At 68.0% G+C, this 19,574-nt stretch carries 16 protein-coding genes, 1 tRNA gene and 5 pseudogenes; 11 read left to right on the top strand and 11 right to left on the bottom strand.

The genetic code is table 11. The features are described from left to right. Nucleotides 1-244 (bottom strand): annotated as a pseudogene (locus IE275_RS40760) (IS5/IS1182 family transposase); the annotation flags it as partial. A 67-nt stretch (nt 245-311) separates the two neighbouring features. Next, nucleotides 312-1,769 (bottom strand): DUF4132 domain-containing protein, encoded by a 1,458-nt coding sequence (locus IE275_RS40755; RefSeq protein ID WP_189717742.1) that lies wholly within the window; start codon nt 1,767-1,769, stop codon nt 312-314. A 451-nt stretch (nt 1,770-2,220) separates the two neighbouring features. On the opposite strand from IE275_RS40755, the gene IE275_RS40750 reads away from it, so the two are divergent. Continuing rightward, nucleotides 2,221-2,673: a YxiG-like protein gene (locus IE275_RS40750; protein WP_189717741.1), complete on the top strand. Its 453-nt coding sequence runs from the start codon at nt 2,221-2,223 to the stop codon at nt 2,671-2,673. Between the two features lie 77 nt (nt 2,674-2,750). Further along, nucleotides 2,751-3,671, top strand: a pseudogene (locus IE275_RS40745) (IS5 family transposase). A gap of 38 nt (nt 3,672-3,709) precedes the next feature. On the opposite strand, the gene IE275_RS40740 reads toward IE275_RS40745, so the two are convergent. After that, nucleotides 3,710-4,099 carry a hypothetical protein gene (locus IE275_RS40740; RefSeq protein ID WP_189717740.1) on the bottom strand — a complete coding sequence of 130 codons (390 nt, stop codon included), beginning with the start codon at nt 4,097-4,099 and terminating at the stop codon, nt 3,710-3,712. Between the two features lie 585 nt (nt 4,100-4,684). On the opposite strand from IE275_RS40740, the gene IE275_RS40735 reads away from it, so the two are divergent. Then, complete coding sequence (locus IE275_RS40735) at nt 4,685-5,455, top strand: transposase family protein (RefSeq protein WP_189717739.1); 771 nt, start codon at nt 4,685-4,687, stop codon at nt 5,453-5,455. 86 nt (nt 5,456-5,541) lie between these two features. Here the strand turns inward: IE275_RS40735 and IE275_RS40730 are convergent. Both IE275_RS40730 and IE275_RS40725 read right to left on the bottom strand, forming a co-directional pair. Then, nucleotides 5,542-6,307, bottom strand: a pseudogene (locus IE275_RS40730) (transposase). Nucleotides 6,308-6,478: 171 nt separating this feature from the next. Beyond that, complete coding sequence (locus IE275_RS40725; protein WP_229871124.1) at nt 6,479-7,840, bottom strand: hypothetical protein; 1,362 nt, start codon at nt 7,838-7,840, stop codon at nt 6,479-6,481. A gap of 117 nt (nt 7,841-7,957) precedes the next feature. On the opposite strand from IE275_RS40725, the gene IE275_RS40720 reads away from it, so the two are divergent. Beyond that, a complete protein-coding gene (locus tag IE275_RS40720) occupies nt 7,958-8,404 on the top strand; it encodes a hypothetical protein (RefSeq protein WP_189717738.1) in 447 nt (148 codons plus the stop codon). Between the two features lie 80 nt (nt 8,405-8,484). On the opposite strand, the gene IE275_RS40715 is transcribed toward IE275_RS40720, so the two are convergent. Then, entirely contained in the window at nt 8,485-10,125 is a 1,641-nt protein-coding gene (locus tag IE275_RS40715) for an IS4 family transposase (RefSeq protein WP_189717737.1), read from the bottom strand. A gap of 194 nt (nt 10,126-10,319) precedes the next feature. Here IE275_RS40715 and IE275_RS46375 point away from each other — a divergent pair. Next, nucleotides 10,320-10,730: pseudogene (locus tag IE275_RS46375) on the top strand (DNA polymerase III subunit alpha); the annotation flags it as partial. A 25-nt stretch (nt 10,731-10,755) separates the two neighbouring features. On the opposite strand, the gene IE275_RS40710 reads toward IE275_RS46375, so the two are convergent. Beyond that, entirely contained in the window at nt 10,756-12,042 is a 1,287-nt protein-coding gene (locus IE275_RS40710) for a S8 family peptidase (RefSeq protein ID WP_189717736.1), read from the bottom strand. Nucleotides 12,043-12,239: 197 nt separating this feature from the next. Here IE275_RS40710 and IE275_RS40705 point away from each other — a divergent pair, with 197 nt between their 5' ends. Further along, nucleotides 12,240-13,304: a hypothetical protein gene (locus IE275_RS40705; RefSeq protein WP_189717735.1), complete on the top strand. Its 1,065-nt coding sequence runs from the start codon at nt 12,240-12,242 to the stop codon at nt 13,302-13,304. Between the two features lie 473 nt (nt 13,305-13,777). Here IE275_RS40705 and IE275_RS40700 read toward each other — a convergent pair. After that, nucleotides 13,778-13,854 (bottom strand) — tRNA-Met (locus IE275_RS40700). A gap of 78 nt (nt 13,855-13,932) precedes the next feature. Between IE275_RS40700 and IE275_RS40695 the strand changes: the two are divergent. Then, nucleotides 13,933-14,100: pseudogene (locus IE275_RS40695) on the top strand (IS110 family transposase); the annotation flags it as partial. Here the strand turns inward: IE275_RS40695 and IE275_RS40690 are convergent. Continuing rightward, nucleotides 14,097-14,525 (bottom strand): hypothetical protein, encoded by a 429-nt coding sequence (locus tag IE275_RS40690; RefSeq protein ID WP_189717734.1) that lies wholly within the window; start codon nt 14,523-14,525, stop codon nt 14,097-14,099. The pseudogene IE275_RS40695 and the gene IE275_RS40690 overlap by 4 nt on opposite strands. A gap of 42 nt (nt 14,526-14,567) precedes the next feature. Between IE275_RS40690 and IE275_RS40685 the strand changes: the two genes are divergently transcribed. After that, nucleotides 14,568-14,735 carry a hypothetical protein gene (locus tag IE275_RS40685; protein WP_189717733.1) on the top strand — a complete coding sequence of 56 codons (168 nt, stop codon included), beginning with the start codon at nt 14,568-14,570 and terminating at the stop codon, nt 14,733-14,735. 145 nt (nt 14,736-14,880) lie between these two features. Here the strand turns inward: IE275_RS40685 and IE275_RS40680 are convergent, their stop codons facing one another. Both IE275_RS40680 and IE275_RS40675 read right to left on the bottom strand, forming a co-directional pair. Then, nucleotides 14,881-15,774, bottom strand: coding sequence for a hypothetical protein (locus tag IE275_RS40680; protein WP_189717732.1), 894 nt, complete (start codon nt 15,772-15,774; stop codon nt 14,881-14,883). A 239-nt stretch (nt 15,775-16,013) separates the two neighbouring features. After that, nucleotides 16,014-17,303, bottom strand: coding sequence for a helix-turn-helix domain-containing protein (locus tag IE275_RS40675; protein ID WP_189717731.1), 1,290 nt, complete (start codon nt 17,301-17,303; stop codon nt 16,014-16,016). Between the two features lie 188 nt (nt 17,304-17,491). On the opposite strand from IE275_RS40675, the gene IE275_RS40670 reads away from it, so the two are divergent. From IE275_RS40670 to IE275_RS40660, 3 genes are all read left to right on the top strand, one after another. Further along, nucleotides 17,492-17,959 (top strand): glycine-rich domain-containing protein, encoded by a 468-nt coding sequence (locus IE275_RS40670; protein ID WP_229871121.1) that lies wholly within the window; start codon nt 17,492-17,494, stop codon nt 17,957-17,959. A gap of 114 nt (nt 17,960-18,073) precedes the next feature. Beyond that, nucleotides 18,074-18,847, top strand: a complete 774-nt coding sequence (locus IE275_RS40665) for a class I SAM-dependent methyltransferase (protein WP_189717730.1) — start codon at nt 18,074-18,076, stop codon at nt 18,845-18,847. An 88-nt stretch (nt 18,848-18,935) separates the two neighbouring features. Further along, nucleotides 18,936-19,574: DUF6417 family protein (locus tag IE275_RS40660; RefSeq protein WP_229871116.1), on the top strand; the 639-nt coding region annotated here is incomplete at its 3' end.

Here is a 19,574-nt window from a genome sequence, read left to right as displayed (position 1 = left end):
TCATGTCGGTTCCCGCCGGTGAGCGTGACGGCGAGCGGGGTGCCGTGGCGGTCGACGAATAGATGGTGTTTGGAGCCGGGACGGGCGCGGTCGACGGGCGAGGGGCCGACGTGATCCCCCCTTTCAGGGCCCGGACATGCGACCCGTCCACGGCGCAGTCGTCCAGGCCGAGAAGGCCAGCGCGGCGTAGTTCGGTGAGTAGGGCGGCGTGCAGGCGCGGCCAGACACCGGCCTCGGTCCAGTCTGACGGGTGTTGCCCCCCGATTCGGCAGAGTTACGGCGATTCCGATGCATTCATCGAATTCCCTGCCTTACCGCAGAGGGGAACCCGAGGGCAGTTGGGGGATCGGCTGGCGCACCTTGTGCCTACGCAGCCGCGCACGCCAGGCACTCACCTCGGCGCGGTCCGCGAGAGAGGGCTGCCACAGCCGTACGGTGTCCTCGGGGCCGACCTCGTGGGCCGTTCCCCGGACACCGCGCAGTAGCCATGCGCCGGCGGGCGTGCGCACGGGCAGGCCGGTCGCGGTGCCGGACGGAGAACGCAGCTCCCAGATCAGGGCCCCGGTCATCGGGGCCGTGGTGGGCGAGTCGAGCCACCGCCCGTACCACTGTCGGCCGGTGAGCTTGGTACCGGTGGCGAACATCTCCGCCAGCTCGCCCCGTTCCCGGTCCGCCCGTGCTCGCACGGTCAGCAGCCGACGCCGCAGCGCGGCAAACGCCGCCGGCCGTTCCTCCGACAGCTGGCGCGGTACGCCGGCCAGCACCCGGCCCTTTGCGTCGCGGAACTCCAGTACGGCAACGCCGTCCGGGCGCACCTTCATGGACACCGCATACTCGCCCCGGCCTATGCGCAGGGTTTCGAAGGGCATGAGCGGCGGCAGTTCCGCATCGGCGATCTTGTCAAGGACCTCGTCGGCCGCCCTGGCTGCCTGGGGCGGCAGACCGGGCAGTGCCCTGCGCTGGGCTCCCACTCCCGGCTCGCCCGCAGTGGCCGAGAGGGCCGCCAGGGCACCGCGGGCCGGCAGGTGGTACACGTACGGCATCGGCCGCAGGGACATCCCCGCCGAATGCCTGAGCACGACGCTCTCCAGAAGTCCGACGAGCTCGGGATCCCCGGTCAGGCAGGCTGCCCAGCAGGCCCCGGTGAAGAGCCGGGCGCACAGGGTCGATTCCTCGTCCGGCGCTTGCCACGGAAGCAGGGCACGCAGGGCGTCCGGGGCCGCTGGGGTGCGATCGAGGTGTTCACGGGCCCGGCCCAGCCACACATTGGACGGACGGAGCAGGTCGGCCTGGCCACAGAGGACGAGCAGGTCCAGCACGCCGGGCTCGAACAAGAGTGTTCCCATGGTCCACCAGAAGTGACTGCCGGGCCAGAACTCCCCGCGGTTTCTGTCCTGGGGAAACAGTGCCGCGACCCGGCCCGGGACCTCCCGGTCGCCTTCGTCGGGCAGGAGGGCGGTCAGCTCCTCAAGGCTGAAGAGGCAGCGGTAGGAGTCGGTAACGGCGTCGGACAGACTCGCGGCCAACAGCACCCGCAGCCTGTCCGTGAACCGGTCCGATCCGTCCCGTCCGGACGTTCTGAGCTCGGTCAGGGCGGCCAGCGGCAGCCCGCAGGCGGCATGGGACACATCCCGCGGCCGCACGGGATCCACCTTGACCAGAGTCACCTCGAACAACCGATCGACATCGTCGGCCGACCAGCCGCACGGATGGTCCCTCAGCGCGAACTCCAGCCAGACGTTGTCGCGCCGTTGCGTCAGCAGCGCCAAGACCAACTGCCGCCGTTCGGCGGGCTGGAGAGAGGCGACGAGACGATGACTCCAACTCGGGGAGCCGACGGGACGCCACGGCCACCATCGAAGGTGAATGCCGATGATGTCGCGCCTTCTGGCCGCCGCCACCCGTCGCCGGAGGAAAAACGACACTCTCGTCTTCCCCCGGCCAACTCCGTGCGGGAACAAGGCCCTGCCACTCCGCCACCGTGCCATCCCCACCCCCTCCCCCGGCGAACGTATGCCACGGCGAACGAATGCCACAGGGCATGTCAGCCGGTTCTGCAGTCGCGGCCCGCGAAAAGGCTGGCCTCGAACAACTGCGAAGACACCGCCGGAGCCGGACCGGATCAACTAGGTCTTGTCCGGGCGATCTCTGAGGGCAGCGGCGCCCAGCACCCGTGAGTCTCGTTGTCGAAGGTCTTGCCGAGTGAGGTAGAAGGGCGGCATGGATACCGCCGTACTTGAGCAGATGCTGGACGAGACCTTCGATCACGCTGTCGTGCACCACGGATACACCAACTACATGCGCGACTACGAGGTCATCGTCTACGTGACGGCTGATCCCCGTACCGGCATCGCGCCGTCCCACCTGCGGTATCTCTTCCGGTACTGCGTTGAGGCCCGGTGTGAGACGTCAGTGTCGGCGGAGACCTGGCGGGCCTCCTTGGACGACCGGCTCATCGACCACGAAGCCGGTGTCGACCTCGACGGATACGTCTGGGGTGTGAAGTGGCACGCCCTGGACCCGGGAGCCAAACTCCTTCCTGCGTCCGCGGCGACCCGCCGCTGGTCGAAGGCCCTCGGGATCGACTTTCACGAGGTGCGCATTGAAACCAACGCGCACAACGTGACCTTGCTCTTCTCGGACCTTCAGGTGAGCGAGGTCCCGGTCGGATAAGCACCTTTCGTCACGGAGTAGGGATCAGGGTTCGTGTGATCTTGCGACTGCCGTCTGGCCAAGTCGTTCTTCCTGCCATGGGACGGGGTGATCTGAGCGATGCCGAGTGGGAACGGCTGCGGCCGTTCCTGTCGGTCAGCAACGGGCGTTGTGGCAGTTGGCGGAGCCACCGGCAGGTGATCGACGGGATTCTGCACCGGGTGCGGACCGGGGTGCAGTGGGCGTGACCTGCCCGAGAGGTTCGGTCCGTGGAAGACCGTCTACGAACGTCACCGCCTGTGGTCGGCCGACGGAACCTGGGAACGTCTGCTCCAGCAGGTCCAGGCTGCGGCAGATGCGGCGGGTGAGATCGACTGGGATATCTCGGTCGACTCCACCATCGTCCGCGCGCATCAGCATGCGGCCGGCGACCGCACTGACTCGCCTCCGGCCCCGGGATCAAAGGGGGCCGAAGGGATGGAACACCAGGACGAGACGCCGTGGCAGAGTCTCGTCGCCCGCCTGGTGAAGGTGGTGCTGGAGGCGAGGGCCTGGGCCGCTCGCGCGGAGGGTTCACCACCAAGCTCCACCTGAGCGCGGACGGCCGCTGCCGCCCACTGTCCCTGATCGTCACTCCAGGTCAGCGGGCCGACTGCACCGAGTTCAAGCCGGTCCTGGAGAAGATCCGGGTGCCCAGACCTGGCCCGGGACGACCACGCAAGAAGCCCGACAGCCTCGCAGCCGACAAGGCCTATAGCAACGGCCCCATCCGCGAGTACCTGCGCCGTCGGGGCATCCCCCACACCATCCCAGAGAAGACCGACAGTCAGGCCGCTCGCCTGCGCAAAGGCTCACGAGGCGGACGGCCGCCCCGCTTCGACGAGGACCGCTACACCGTCGAGTGGGCGATCAACCGCCTGAAACAGTCCCGGGCCGTCGCCACCCGCTACGACAAGCGCAGCTACGTCTACCTCGGTACCGCAACCGCCGCAGCCCTCACCATTTGGCTCCGCACGTGATCGCCCAGACAAGTCCTACCCTGTCGCGATGGACGGAATCACACCCCTGACGGGATGGCGAACGGGTCATACCCCTCGGGCATGAAACAGCCGTAGTCCTGCAGTGGTTGCGGATCGTTCAGCACGATGCGCTTCCACTCGCCCGCAGGTGAGAGCCCGTCTGGGCGGTCCAGAACTCGTTGGCCCGGGAGTCCGGCGGACGCTGGTGCGTCGGCGGCGAGTCGACCGAAGCGGTCCAGCAGAGCCCACACAGCGTCATAGACATCACGGATTTCCTCGGCTGCCCTCTCCTCGGTGATTTCAGGGGAGGCTTCGCGGTACGCCGCGCGGGCCGAAGCCACAAAGCGCTCCGGATCGACGATCACCACGTCCTGGCGCATCCGAACGCTGATCGTCATACCCGGCGTCGGGGCTGGCATCTCATCCACCGGCCCACGGTACTGCGTCGGAAGCGCGACCAACCGCGGATTCTCCCTTGTGCACACGCCAGGGCACGCCCTGGCTGTGAGATCCACTGAGCATTCGGTTCAAACGCAGACACCGAGCCATCCTGCCCGGTACGGATCGGGCGGGACCTGCCGGCGGACGGGCGTGAATCCCCTGACAGGACAGGTCCGCCAAGATCATGCCCGTAGCAACCGAAGGCTGCTCGTTGATCACCTATGTCGCCACGCTCGACGTCCCGCGCCACGTGGCGGGGTTCCTCGCTCGCCTGCTGGAAACCCGCCGGCGCCAGATCGGAACCCCCAGACGCTTCCGGGCGCTGGGACCGTTTCGGCAGGCCGTCCTGGTGCCGCGCTGGCTCCGCGCCCGCGGTTGTGTGCACTGCTTGGCCCGCGACGCTGGTGTCTCCCAGGCCACCGGCTACCGCTACCCCGATAACTCGCCGATATCCGCAGACACCCGCACCACCCCCGGGAAGCACTACGCAGCAGCGTACGCCCGCGGACTAAAACAACGGCATTGCCTTTAAAGGGTGTTGCACAAGGCTCTGAGCTGGGCATCTCTTCTGTATGGCCGGGGTCTTACGCGCTGAGCGGGTGTGGGTGGAGACGTTCACGGGGCTGCGGGTGACGCAGTTCTCGGGACTGTTGAAGGTGGTGCGGGAGCGGGGCGGCAACGGCACCCTGCGGGGCCGGCCGTGGTCGCTGCCGCTGGCCGAGCGGGTGCTGATGGTGGCGGTGTACTACCGCACGAACCTGACCATGCGGCAGCTGGGCCCGCTGTTCGGCGTCTCTTCCTCGACGGTGTGCCGCGTGATCCGGCGGCTTGGTCCGCTGCTGGCGCTCGAGCCCGTCTCCCGCCCGGCTGATGCGGCGGACCGGTTGTGGATTGTGGACGGCACCCTGGTCCCGGTCCGCGACCGGCACGTCGGCTCATCGTCACGCAACTACCGGTTCTCCGCGAACGTGCAGGTCATCGTCGATGCCGACACCCGACTGGTGATCGCTGCCGCCCGCCCGGTGCCGGGCACCACCGCTGACGCGCACGCCTGGCGGGCCTCAGGGCTGAGCGACCACTGCCAGGGCGTGACCGTCCTGGGCGACGGCGCCTACCTCAACTGCCAAATGATCGTGCCGCACCGCAAACGCCCGCACCGGCCCCTGCTGCCGGGCGAGGAAGAGGACAATGCCGCCCACCGCAAGGTGCGTGCACGGGTGGAGCATGTGATCGGCCGGATGAAGAACTACAAGATCCTCCGCGACTGCCGGCAGCGCGGCGACGGCCTTCATCACGCGGTCCAGGCCGTCGCCCACATGCACAACCTCGCGCTCGCATCATGACCAGAAGTCCGCGATCACGGGCCCTGACCTGCCCGAACACGGCCTTGTGCAACACCCTTTAGAGGTTGTCCCGTATGGGGCGTGGGTTATCCGCTGAGGGCCAGGTTGTGGAGCCGGGCGATGCCGAGCATGGCCTGGTGAACGCCGTTGCCCTTGAGCCGGCAGTCCCGCAGGATCCTCCAGTTCTTCAACCGCGACAGGGCTTGTTCCACCCGGGCTCGGGCCCGGCGGTGGACGGCATTCTCCGTCTCCTGCTGCGGGCTGAGGTACGTCTGACCACGTTGTTTGCTGTGCGGAATGAGTAGGCCGGCGCCCTGGTTGCCGCCGTCGGCGATGGTCGGTGCGCCGCGGCAGGCCCGGTCGACGCCGGACTCCGTGAACGCCCGGCAGTCGTTGCGGCTGCCGGGCAGCGGAAGGCCGATCGCTACCACCAGGCGACTATTGGCGTCGATCGCGACCTGCAATTCGTCGAGTAGCGACAGTTCTTGCTGGAGGCAGCCACGCTGCGGTCGCGGGTGGGCACCAGGGTGCCGTCGACGATGTAGACGCTGTCCTTCCACGGCCGGAGGGCCGGCGAGAGCGCCAGCAAAGGGGCGAGGTGATCGAGGATGCGGTCGCCCGCAGACTTCGAGACCCCGAACAACGGCGCCACCTGCCGCAATGTCAGATTCGTGCGCCAGTAGAGGCCACCAGCAACACCCGGTCCTCCAACGGCAGCCGCCAGGGACGACCGCGCTGAACATCACCACCACGACGCCGCACCAAGGCCACCAGCCTGGCGAACTGCACCTCGGTCAACCCGGAGACCGGCTCGATCCACTTCGGATCACCCGCTGAAATCACCCCACCCATGATCAGCCAACGCACCAACCGCCTCACCGTTTACGGGACAACCTCCGAGGGCTGTCCTTCTGGATGAGGAACACGAAGTCGTTCTCGGATGGCAGAAGCGTCTTCGGCAGCATCGCCAGGCCGTGTCCGTCGACCTGAGTTTCAGTTGCGCGCCATGCGCAGGCAAGGTGGTCAGATGCTGCGGGGAGCGGCAGGACGCCAGATGCGGAGATCAAGCTGTGCGGCTTCGCTTTCAAAGCCGCGCTCCAGGAATCCGCCTTGCATGAACAGCCCGATGGCTGGCGCGGGTTCGCCTGTCGATGGCCACCGCGCCAGCCAACGGGTGTGAATCTTGAAGCCTAGGTTCCCTTCACGCCAGCTCTGCCACCTCACGGGGAAGCCCGGCCCGTCGGGGGCGCCGCAGTATCCGGGTTCGCCCAGGATCTCCCGGGCGTCTGCGATGCACTCCGTCCAGAGTGCGTCGGCAGGCTCGAGCACATTCCTGTGGAAGGACGAGGAAGGCTTGGAGGAGATCCTCCAGAGTTTGGACTCCAGCCAGTTCACACGTGCCGGGTACCGAAGTACCGGAGGCAGCCAGACGGAGTGACCCTCCTTTGTGGTGGCAGAGACGCAGCCTGAGCTGTCGCTACCGGATATGGTCCAGCCCAGTGTCCGGGCCCAGGATTCCAGTTCTCCAGCCGAGGCGAACGCCCGGTTCCAGTCGTGAGGGCCGAAGATCGCATCCCAGTCCCATGTGGAAAGCGCTTTGAGCTGTGCGGACACGTCCTGCCGGGTCGTGTCGGGTTTGTCTTCCGGTTCCGGATCACCGTAGATCCGCGGGGCCCCTGGCGCTTCTCCCCGTGAGCTGACGGCCCGGACCTTCTTCTCCACTTCCGCGTCGGTGTCGTCCAGCACGATGAGCGCCGGGTCGTGCAGTTTCAGTTCGATGAATTGCCCGCCATGGATGTTCCTAAAGGTCTTGAGGGCGATCACTGCAGACTCGGGACCTTGCGGATTCCATACGGCAAGCCGGTGGGGATTGTACTTGCGGTCAGATGCTCCGCCCCTGCTGCCGAAGCTGACCGGGAAGCCGGCACTGTCCCAGGCACCCGACCATGTCGGCGCGCCGAGAACTCCCTGAGCCGATGCCACGTATTCTTCCCATGCCGCGGCCGCTTCGGCCGCTTCCCTGTCGTGTACTTTTTCGCGCTTGTCAGGGGCGCTCCCCGTCCACAGCCGGTGGGAGGCGTAGGCGTACTCCATCGAATGGGACGTCGTGGTCGACAGGTAGTGTCGCTTGCCCGTGCGCGTCTGCACGGTGATCGGGCCCCAGTCATTGGTGCGCCACTGGAAGTTGACGACCTCCCAGTTGAACTGGGCGAGCCACGCAGGGTCGGGTTCGTAGCCTCCCCCCGCTCCCGGCCAGACCTTCCGCCAGTCGACACCGGTCAGTACGGTCAGCTCCGCTGCCAGTTCCTGCGGCGTCGTATGGACCTCGCAGCCGGGTACAGGCTCACTGTTCACATCTGACAAGTTGATCAACTCCTCTGGCATGGAAACCCCGTTGAGTCCGGCCGCAAGCATGGGCGGCCGCCCGCAGTAGCTCCACTGTTGCTATTATCGTCTTTGTGACGATAACATTGAGGTGAACGATTCCGCAAAGGAGCAGCCGTGGAGAACGAACAGGGAAGAAGCGACGAGTACAGCGTGTGGGGGACGATTGAGCTGCGTCCTCCGGTCCCGGTGACAAAGTTGTGGAGCCTCACCGATCAGGACGCGATCCACGACAAGCTCAACACCGCACTGCACGGGGCGGCCGATCCCCGACCCGCGGCGGCCGCTGCCGAGGCGCGTTGGCTGTTCGTCCCAGACGACGACGCAGGAACCGACGACCAGGGCCGTCCGCAGGCCATCAAGTATCTACGAGTGGACGACCGGGGTGTCGCGCGTGCGGAGGTCGACAGCCGACTGCGGGACGTCGCTGCGGCGGTCGGCGCGGACCACGCCTTCTACGGACACCTCACATACGAGGGCTGGGTCGGTGACGACGGCGAGATATGGCTGCACAACGGCGCCGTGAACCCAGAGTGGCGCGACACTACGCCCCGATACTGGTGACCCTCTCCCGCTTCCCTGGTTCCGAGTACGTGCGAGCTTGGGGCCCTGACCCAAGGCCGGGTAGTTAGCGTTTTCGCAGGTCACGCAAGGGGTGTTGGGGTCCATGCTGTGGCGGCGTAGAGGCCGGGGCCCAGTTTGTGGATGAGGCCGGTTTCGGCCCATCTGGAAAGCTGTCGATACATGGTCTCCATGGTGATGTCGCCGAAATGGGAGGCGATGTCACGGGGGCGCCAGAGGCGGTTGGGGTCCTCCTCGAGCAGGCCAAGGATCCGGTGACGGCGGCGCTCGGCGAGGGCGGTGTGCCGGTCGTCACGGGAGACGGCGGGGAGCTGGGGGCGGCACTGTGGAGGCTCGAGGATATTGATGTCGAGACCGGTGATGGTGCGGCTGGTGTCGGGCCTGCCGTCCTCGTGGCGGGTGCTGTAGCGGGACATCGGTGACTTGACCTTGCGGGTGCTGACCCGTTGGCGTCGGGGCGGGAGGAGACGGGTCAGGATCCGGTGCCCGATCAGTCCGAGGTGACCGGCGCCGGCGGGGTCGGTGATGACGGCGGCGGCCTGGACGACCTGGTCACGGGCGGTGTGGAGCGTGATGCTGAAGCAGCAGCGGTCCGGATCGGTGCCAGGCAGCGCCTCCGCGGCCTCGACCATCACGGTGCGTAAGGCCTGGTAGAGGGTGAGCAGTGACCACATCTCCTGCTCGATTCCTGCCGGGTCGCCCGAGCGGAGGTTGCGTCCGTTCATGATCGTGTGGCGGAGCGCGTAGTACGCGGATTCGTGGTCCCACCGCTGGTGGTAGAGGCCCACCAGCGCGGTGGCGGGGTGACGGCGGGCGTCGGTCAGGGTGGTGACCAGTCGGTAGGACCCGGTGAAGGACGTGCCGTCCGCGCAGGTCACGGCGATCTGTGCGTCAATGATCCGCACTTTCACGGTGCCGATCACCGACAGGTAGGAGCCGTCAGCGAGGCGGGTGAGGACCGGCGTGCGCCGGTTGCTGCGGAGCCGGCCCAGGACCTGGGCGCCGGTGTCGGTGACCTGAGCGAGGAAAGCGTTGCTGTCGAATCCCTTGTCCCACAGCACCAGCATGTCCGGCCGCAGCAGATGCAGGAGCCGGCCGGCGTAGCCTGTCTCGCCCTCGGCGGTGGGGCCGAACACCGCGCCGACCAGGGCCCGGGTGCCGGTCTCGACCAGCGTCATCAACTCCAGCGTCGGATAGCCATGATGCGAAGTCCTGCCCAGCCAGGCACGGTTCCGTTCGGAATCGGGAACCCTCAGCGAACTGCAGCCGTCGAACGACACCGTCCGGTACGGACCGAAACGCACACCTGGCGTCGTCGGACGGGCCAGCAACCCGGCCAGCACCTCGAACAACGCCCGCACCGGCGCGCTGCCGATCCGCCGGCGCAGGTCACGCAGTGCCTTCGCCGACGGACAGACCACTGGCATCCCGGACAGACCCGCGGTCAGCTTGTCCCAGACGAGGCGATAGCCGACCTCGGGGAACAGGCACATCGCCAGCAAGAAGTAGATCCCGACCCGCGATGGGAGATCACGCAGCCGCTGCTGCACCGTCCTTGTCTCCGCAAGGACCGCGTCCACCAGCTCGAACGGCACGACGGCGGTCAGTTCCCCCAGATGCCCTGGAGCGAACCGGCCCGCGGCCACGGTGACCGTTCGGGTGATGGCCGTCAGCGGAGACGGCAGGACACAATGACGGGGCAACGGAGCTCCTTCGGGACAAGCTGGCTTGGTCGACTGCCTGTACCAACGAGCTCCGTTGCTCTGCGTCGGGAGTCCTTCAACTGGCTTGCATGACCTGCGAAAACGCTAACTACCCGGCCTTGGGTCAAGGCCCCCTCGGGCTCGCCGTCTGCCTGATCACACACCGCCACGTCCAACGGCTTTGTTAGGGACACGGTGCGCACGTCGTGGAGCCTCCCCTGCGGATCACCCTGCTCGCGCAGACCGCGGCGGGGTGGGCGCGGTTGTGCCGGCTGCTGTCCGCCGCGCACGCCGAGGCTGGCGGCGCGCTGCCGGTCGTGTCCTGGCCGGTTCTGCGCGCATACGCCGACCGGGACCTGGTGGTGCTGCTCGGCCTCTCCTCCGAACCGGTGCGGGCTCTGTCCGCCGACCGCCCCGACGTCGCCGAGCGGCTGCTCGCGCCATGGCGGGAGCTGGCCGGAGAGCAGCCGCGCCTCGAAGCCGTGTATCTCGGCCGGCAGGGCACCGACCCCGGGTCATTGCGGCTGGCGGCGCGCACCGTGGGCCTGGCCGACCAGGTCGGCGTGCGCACGATCCTGACGAACGCGGTCCGCTACGCCGACCCCTCTTGGCTCTCATCCGACACGCGTTCTAATACCGGCCAGCCCAGACCAGGTGCCCGTAGTACTTGTCACCGAGCCTCGGGCTTCCCCCGAACCGCCGGCCGGTCTCCAGGTAGTGATCCCGGGCATGGTGCCGGACAGTCTGGATGATGTCCGCTGGGCTGCCCGTGCACTGCCCAGAGCTGATGCACAGCGCGACGACACCCGCGGCGATCGGGGAAGAGAAGCTCGTGCCCGAGATCGTGCACAGGCCGGGGCCGAATTCGTTGCAGTCCAGTGCGTTGCTGGCCAGGGTCTTGATGTAGATGTCGACACCGGGTGCCGAAATGGTGTGCCTGATGTTCTCGTCGCGGACGGCGAACGCGGAGTTGCGCCAGGGACGGTTGTAGATCTCCTTTGCGGTGACGGTCAGGACCTCGGGGAAACCTGCCGGCGCCTGTGCGCTGAAGTCGAAGGGGCCGTTGCCTGCCGAGGCCGTGGTCACGACCCCGGCATCGGTCATTGCCCGGATGGCTTGGTGCTCGGCTTCCGTAGCCTCCCCCTGCAGGCTCATGTTCGCGACCCGGATGTTCTTTGCCTGCGCGTTGGCGGTCACCCAGTCGATGCCGCAGATGATGGAGGCCAGAGAACCGCTGTTGTTGTCTCCGAGGACCTTCACCGGCCAGATCCTCGTGCCAGGGGCCACGCCGAGGACGGCACCGCCGTTGTTACGGGCTCCGATGAGCCCGGCTACGGCAGTGCCGTGGCCGACCACGTCCAGAGGATTCGTGCTGTCCGAGCAGTTGGTCCCGAAGGACGCATCGAGTTCGGAGCTGTTCACATCGACACCCGAATCGAGCACGGCGACGCCGACCGTTGCAGCCCGGTACGTGGACGGTGCTCCGCCGGCCGCCGCCCGCACCGCCTCGGTGCGGTACAGGTGCCATTCGCGATGCAGATCTTCTCCCAGCGCGATGGGCTGACGTGGGAGCTGCGCGCCTGAGCCGGCGTCCGCAGCGTGGACCACCCGGTCACGCTCTACGAAGGCGACACGGGGGTCGGCGCGGATGGCTTCGGCCCCTGCCGTCGTGGCAGTGACCGAGTAGCCCCTGAGCGCCGATCGGTAGACATGCCGCACCCGAGCAGCGAGAGGTTGGGTCTGCTCCGTGCTGACCTTCCCGGGGTCTCCCGCCGAATCCTTGAGGACGACTACCCATCCGGTGGCGGAGTCGGCGGCGCGGGCAGGCCCGATGGTTCCCGCCATGGCGGAGGCGAGCAGCACACCGCCCGCGAGAAGAACCCCGGACCTTGGCCGCATGTGAGTCAGGAAGGTCATTCGATGCTCCACTCGTCAAAGAGCCAGTACATGGAGCACCCATGCCACTGCAGTGGAACGACCCCCGCTCCGACTGATCCACTTGACGGCGCAGGATCACACGTTCGCGTCACTGGGAGCGGAAACGATCATTCTCTGGGTATCGGCGCGAGACACATCACCTGCACAGTTTTCATGTCCAGTGAAAGGCGGTCACCGTGTCCGTCATCCGATCGTCCATGGGCGTGGCGGCGATGGCCGTGGCTGCCACCGCCCTTTCCACCGGCGTTGCCCAGCCGGCCCCCGAGGCGCAGGTGGTCTGTAGCGAGGAAGCCCTCAAAAGCGCGATTCGCAAGGCGAACGAGTCCGGGGGCGGATCTCTGCAACTCAGCCCCGGCTGCACCTACGAGATCAGCAGTCCGGACAGCGAAAACAACGCACTTCCCGCCGTGACCAACAAAATCGTCATTCATGGAAACGACAGCGTCATCCGACGCGCTTCGGCAGAGAAGGTCCGGATCCTCCTCATCGACGGCCCGCACGGCGAACTGCACCTGGACCACATCGCCATCCGTGACGGACATACCTCGGACAGCGGAGGCGGCATCTCCATCCGGCCTCACGCCAAGCTGGTCGCCCACGACGTGACACTCACGGGCAACGCGGCCGACGTGCGCGGGGGCGCCATCGACAACTTCGCCGGGACTGTCGCCCTTCGGAACAGCACCATTGACGGCAACACCTCGCTACGGGGCGGCGGGATCTTCCTTGACGGCACCACTCAACTCCACGACACCACGCTTTCCGGGAACACGGCGACGGCGTCAGGCGGCGCCGCCTTCGTCAACACTGCCAGGACCGAGTTCGGCAAGGTCACGATCAGCGCCAACACCGCGCAGACAGTCGGTGGAGGCATCGCCATCGCCAACCCGGCCACGGTGCTCCTCCACGACAGCGACCTGACGGGGAACAAAGCGACAGGCGGCGACGGCGGCGGCGTCATCAACGCCGGCACTCTCGGCGCCGACAGGAGTCGCATCAGCCGCAACAACGCAGGCGGTGCAGGCGGCGGCATCTCCACCTTGACATTTCCCCTCACCCATGACACCGCCCGAACCACACTGAAGCACAGCTCCGTACAGTTCAACGTCGCCGCCATCGCCCCCGGCGGCCTCCACAGTGACCTCGGACTCGTATCGCTGCTGGCTGACACCGAAGTGTCCGACAACCTTCCGACCAACTGCTCCGGAAGCCCGACGCCCATTCCGAACTGCAGCAACTGACTTGGGTGCGGCAGCACTCCCAACTGGCGATCAAAGCTGTCGGCCACGGCCACTACTTGTCTGGCCGTCCTCGGGGAGGAGGTCTTAAGCGCCGCGTGGAAGCCCAAGCTTCTTGAGCGTCTCCAGGATGTAGGGATCACACCGGACTCGATGTACCCGCCCCTCGCGGAGGTGCGAAGGCTCGGGCTGCAGGTAGCCCGCGACTCGGTTCAGCACAAGGCACGAAGCTCTACAGCCGGCCAGTGATCCGTGCGCGCTCTCTTGGGGTGTCGCTCGTCGGCGAGTTCGGCCGAACCAGGTGAAGAGCGCGAGCCCGGGCTGCTGATCCTGCCCGGCGAGGCAGTGGAGTACGACGGCGCGCGGTTGCGCACCGTGGTCCGCCCGGTGGCGGCAAGCTCTGCGGCCGCGTAGCCACCGGCGGGCCTGGAATGCGAACAGCCCCTTCGACCTGGTGGTCGAGGGGGTTGTCGCGTTGGTAGCGGGGACAGGATTTGAACCTGCGACCTCTGGGTTATGAGCCCAGCGAGCTACCGAGCTGCTCCACCCCGCGTCGGTAGGACCACCCTACGCCACTGGCCCCGTGCTTCTGACCGAATTCCCCCCGGGTTGCGCCACCGGCCTCAGTGGGGATCCAGCATCGCGGGCCTACTACGACAAGAAAATCGCTCAGGGAAAACACCACACCCAAGCCCTGCTCTGCCTCGCACGATGTCGGGCAGATGTCCTCTTCGCGATGCTTCGGGACGGAACCGTCTACGAACCGCAGCCTGTTCGGACGATTGCTCCGCAGACCTAGACCATGGTCAGGAGGTGATCCGTGGGGCCGTAGTCGATCTTCCAGTCGGCATAGACCCCACAGAATCCATCCTCGATGCACCGCAGGCCCACGGTTATCCAGCGGACCGATCCGTCGTCGCCGAGTGAGAACGCGACCGCGGCCTCGAATTCCTCGCTCCCGCAGGGGCAGCCGGCCGCACCGGGCTCGTCGTCCTCCCAGGACTCCTCGTTCCAGTACTCCTCGCTATCCGCGATGAACGCACGGCTGCCGCAGCCAGAGCACTCCCTTTCCGCTCCGGACACATTGACCAGCACGAAGAACACCCGGCCGCCACACTCACACACGGAAGCACCGATCTTCACCGGGCGGCCGTCGACAGCGCCCCGCAGGAACACCGCGAGCTCCCCGGGGGCACCCTCACCAACCTGATCGTCAGCATGCACTGACACATCGTTCCAGACGCCCCGAACACGCACCTGACCAGCTTGACCAAATACATAGGGGCCCCCGAGCTGGCCGGCGTGCTCTGGGTGAACAACGACTTCCCCTTCACCACCGCCTGGCGCCCCAACCCGTCGCCGGCAACCCCCGCGCCGCCTTTGCTCACCGCCCAGGAAGCCATCCCTACCGACCTGAGCACGGCCGGCACGTAGGGGGACGTCCTCGCACATGGCAGTCCAGGCCTCTGAACAGGGCATTCACCCAGAGACGCCACATGGCCTTAGCTATGCGAGAACCGCGACGGCTCCGCCGGGCACAGGGCCGCCCAGCTCGGGCCTGGCCGAGGGCGGCCGACGGTCAGGCCAAGGCGAACGGCACGACGGTGAGCGTCACCTCCCTGCCCCCGTGGTCCAGGACGAACTCGTACTTCCGGTTCACCACGTCCATCGAGCCGGTTGAGGAGTAGGCTGGGTGCTCCTTCACCGCGTCGACCGCCCTCTGCGTCATGCCTTCCGGGTCCTTCTCTCGGATGAACAGCGGGATGACGGTCTGGGTGTCGTACGCACCGAGGTTGCCCAGGAGCTGGTTGATGGCCTGGCCGAAGGCTATGGAACCACCCCAGATCTTGCATTCGCCGATCATCACGTTGCGGTCGCCGATGCGCAGGAGGATGTCGGCTTTTCCCTTGCCGTTGAGGGTCTCCCCGGTTGACTCGCCCTCGAAGAACGCGTTCAGCGACACCAGGAGGATGTCCCGCAGGCGCTCCTCGTGCAGGCTGGCGACGAGTGTGGGCAGGCGCTCCATCTGGTTGCGGGCGCCGACCAGGAGCCTGACGGCCAGCTGGTATGACTCGGCGTCCGATGTGGCATGCTCCGGCCGCCAACCTCCGAAGCGCGCGATCTGGAGACGCTCAGTGAGTTGGTATCCGTCCTGCTCCAGCGCCTGCTGTACGCCTTTGCGCCAGTTGACCTTGGCGTGCGGGTACCGATCGTCGTCCGCCTTCTTCTCGCGGAGCAGGGCCTCGAAGACGCCGAGCGCGCGTTCGACGTGCTGCTCGTCGCTCCAATCGACACCCGCGCTGTAGGAGGCGAACATCGCGGCGCGCTCGCTGCTCGGTGGGTTGTCCAGAGTGACCGGGAGGAATCCGCCGTCCTGCCAGCAGGCTTCGATCGTCGCCTTCTTCAGGCTTTTCGCGGTCTCCAGGAGTTGCCTGCGAGTGGTGGGCCGTATGAGGTCGGACGCCGAGGTCATGACGCAACGTTAGATGCCAGTGGCGGACCGCCGCGGCGTCTTTCCTCAGCCTGTCCGGCGCACTTGTGCGACATCCCGAAGGTGCCGCCAAGCGACAAGGCCCGGTTCTCGTATAGCTACGGCCAGGTGTCGTCTGCGGGTATCCGTCCTGGTCAGGGGCCGGGCCGTCCGTCGCGGTAGAACGCGCATTTGCTACGCTGGCGGACCACTCCATCAGGGACGGCGGCCGCACATCCTCGCTACGCCCTCCTCACGGCAGCCTGCAACTCGCGCACGCCGCTCGTCCGCGGGTGCCGTTCAGCCAGCTCGTTGACGATGCTGCGGATCGCGGGCCGGTCGCGGACCTCACCGGGGCTGGCCCGGTAGGCGTCGAGTAGGGTGCGGGCGGTCTGCTCGGGCCGCTGCCACGCCCACCAGGCCCGCGCCATGTCGGTGCTCATACGGGCCTTGCGCTCCGCGGTCGGGAACTGCTCGGGCCGCAGGTTCTTCCCGGCCTCCAGGGCGGCGCCCGCGTCGCCGAGTGCCCAGTGCACGCCGACCGCGTACAGGTCGACGGCTGCCGGGCTCAGGTTGAACAGGCGGCCCGGTGGGACGACCCGGGGCAGGTGGCGAGCGGCACGGCGGGCCTCCTCCGTCATCGCCAGGGCCTCGGTGCGCTGTCCGCTCCGGGCGGCGGTGTAGGCCAGGGTGCACAACATCTGCGCGTACGCGGCCGCCGTGGCGTCGGTGCGGAGCTCGGTCGCCTCAAGTTCGGCTGCCGCCGACGACATGAGGCGCTGGGCAGCGTCCGTCTGGTCCTGGTGACGGAGAACGATGGCCAGCTCCCGTGCTGCGGCCGCCGCTGCGAGCGGCGAGCCGGCAATCTCGGCCCAGGTGCGGGCACGGTCTGCTGTCAGCCGGGCACGGTCGTGCGAGCCGAGCTTGATGAGGACAGCGGAGGTGAGGCTGTACACGGCGGACAGCCGGGCCTGGTCGAGGCTCTGGCGGGAGGCGGCGGCGGAGTGCGCGTCGGCGATGAGGTCGGGCAGCGCGGCGAGGAGCGGCGCGTGCGCGCCCTTGTCGTACAGCATGCGGGCGCCGACCAAGCGGCCGTCGAGGGGGCCAGCGCCGGGCGGGGCGGGGGTGGCGGCCAGGGCATCATCCAGGCCCATCAGCAGGGCGGCCGGTCCGGCGGCCGCCGTGGCGGTGAGCAGCGTACGGCGGCGCATGGGGTCCTCCTCGGCGTCACGCTGACTGGCCGTCACTCTAGTGGCCTCCGTTGCCGTCGCGGGGAGTGGCGCCAGAGAAGTCGTCAGGATGTGTCTGGGGACGCCGACTTCGAGTGCAGCGCGGTGAACCAGGGCCAAGTCGACGATCCGTGTGCGACGCTCCAGCCGAGAGACGGTGGCGGGAGAGCAGCCGATCCGATCTCCGAGCGCGGCGAGCGTCCAGGAGCGGTGCTCGCGTCCGAGGCGGATGAGCGCGCCGGGGCGCCGCTGCGCGGCTAACTCCACCGCTGTCGTGCTGTTCCAGAGCGGGTCTACGGACACGTGTCCCTCCCACACCGCACAGACTGGGGGTCCTCCACGGTATGAGGGCTAGCCGGGGACGTCGAGACCGCTTGCACGACGTGCAAACGCCTTGCCCAGCATGAGACTTGATCACCGCTCGGCCGATCGGCGCGGTGCGCTGGGTGCACCGCCCCGATCCACGGGGCGCCGTCCATCGGAGGCACTCCATGGCAACCACCGCTGTTGCACCCGCTCCGGCCGCCTACCCGACGACCGGCCCGGTCCGCTCCGCACGGGGCGCCGTGCCGGCCGACCTGTGGGACAAGCAGGTCGGGCTACTCATGCGGGACTACCCGTACGACTCGATCATGGCCGCCCGAGTCCTCGACCAGGGCTACGCGTACCTGCTGACCGCGATGAACCACCGGGGCGAGAAACTGGGGCTCGCGCCCAGCAAGCTCGTCGACATCGGCGTCCACACGATCATCCTGGACACCGTGGCGTACGCCGAGCTGTGCGAGAAGTTCAACGGCGGCGAGTTCCTCCACCACGTGCCCAAGGTCGACTTCAAGAACGACGGCTCCGTGATCAAGACGGCCCACATCATCGCGGCCGACGGCTGGGAAGTCGACCTGTCGCTGTGGGCGGACGCCGCCGAGTGCGGCCCGTGCCACCCCGGCAACGACTCGCACTGACTACACCGTAGCGCGGGGCGCTTCGGGGGACTCCAGTCGGACGGCCGGGGCCCCGGAGCGCACCCGGGGTGAGATTTCGCCGAAGTCGCCCGCCGTCGGGGGGCGGCCGCCAGGATGGGGCGGGTGACATCCAGCACCGCAGACCTCTGGCACCACTACGGCCGCGCCCGCGCCTCCAGCGACCGCGCTGTTCCCGACACGTTCTACTGGAACTGGGGCCAGGACGCCGGGCCCGGCACGGAGGTCCTAGGCGACCTGACCGGCCGCTATGTGGGCGACCTGGGCGCCGGCGCCACCCGGCACGCCGCACACTTGGCGGTTCATCATCAGCCCGCCCAGGTCATCGCCATCGATGCCTCGCCCGCCCAGCACGCCATGGCAACCGACCTGTACGCCCGCCTCGCGCCGCGCCTGCGCATCGTGCAATCCGAGGCGGTGCCCCACCTCCAGGCGATGAGCGACACGTACGACGTGCTGTACAGCGTCTTCGGAGCCCTCGACTTCACCGACCCGCACGAGCTGCTGCCAGCGGCGGCCGCCGCCCTCAAGCCAGGTGGGCGGCTGGTGTTCGCAACTCTCGCTCACTACCTGAGCGGGACGCCCGCCCAGCCCGATGTGGTGGCTGCCGAAGTCCCGGCGAAGACACCAGACGGCGAGGAAGCCACGATGCGTCGCTGGGTGCTCCAGGAGCACGTCTGGACCAAGCTACTCGACGAGGCCGGGTTCACCAGGATCACCGTCGATATGCTGGCCGCCACCACCGACGGGCCGCGCACCGCCGACACGCTACTGGTGAGCGCGTACCGCCCGTCCTTGGGAGCTGCTTCCACCTCCTCCCCCGCTACGGCGCGCCACCCGGACCCGGCCCGCGCCGTCACCCGAAAGTGAGTAACAGCCCAGCCGCCGGCCGGCCGTGACGTCGACGGTCCGGCGCCAGTTGAGCCGTACCAGGACGGGCGTGCGCGGGAGGGAAACTATGGCCGCCGACGAGAAGACTCTCGACCTGCTGAAGACCGTGGAGGCACGCCGGCGCAGTGCGGAGCACGGCTGGGCGGTGGATGCCGTACTGACGCCGGTCAAACAGCGGGTGCTCAACCTCGCCGACCGAGGCCTGCTCACACTCGCCGACCGGGAGGAACGCGCGGCACTCTCGGCCTGGGAGGGCCGCCCGGTGAGGTGGGCTGCCCGTCTGGCGCCCGACGGGCACGACCTCCTCCTCTACGCCGCCTCCCGCCCCCCGCACACCCCACCCACCGGCGATCCCGGACCGCGGCGCCGGCGCGTCGAGCTGTGTCTGTCCCAGATGGCCGCTCTGTGGCAGGCCGTCGGCCTCGGCGCGCGCCTGCGGCGGCCGCTCGCCGACGGCCTCACCGACCAGGTCCGCACCGCGTGCTGCGACCACCGGGTGAAGCGGTGGGTCCTGCACCTGACCGACGACCAGATCGCCTCCGTCGCCTACGTGTTCTGGCTCCACAAGACCACCGGCTCCGCACTCGAAGCAAACCGCTTCACCCGCGACACCGGCATCACCCACCAACCCACCCCCACCCGCCGCACCGCGATCCCCGAATCCACACCACTCCCGCACCGCCCGCCACCGGCCGCGCCAGCCGCA

It is taken from the genome of Streptomyces phaeofaciens (assembly GCF_014648915.1).
In the GTDB taxonomy this organism is placed as follows: Bacteria; Actinomycetota; Actinomycetes; order Streptomycetales; family Streptomycetaceae; genus Streptomyces; species Streptomyces phaeofaciens.
Note: the sequence above shows the minus strand (reverse complement) of the source record. Positions and strands in the feature narration are given on the sequence as shown.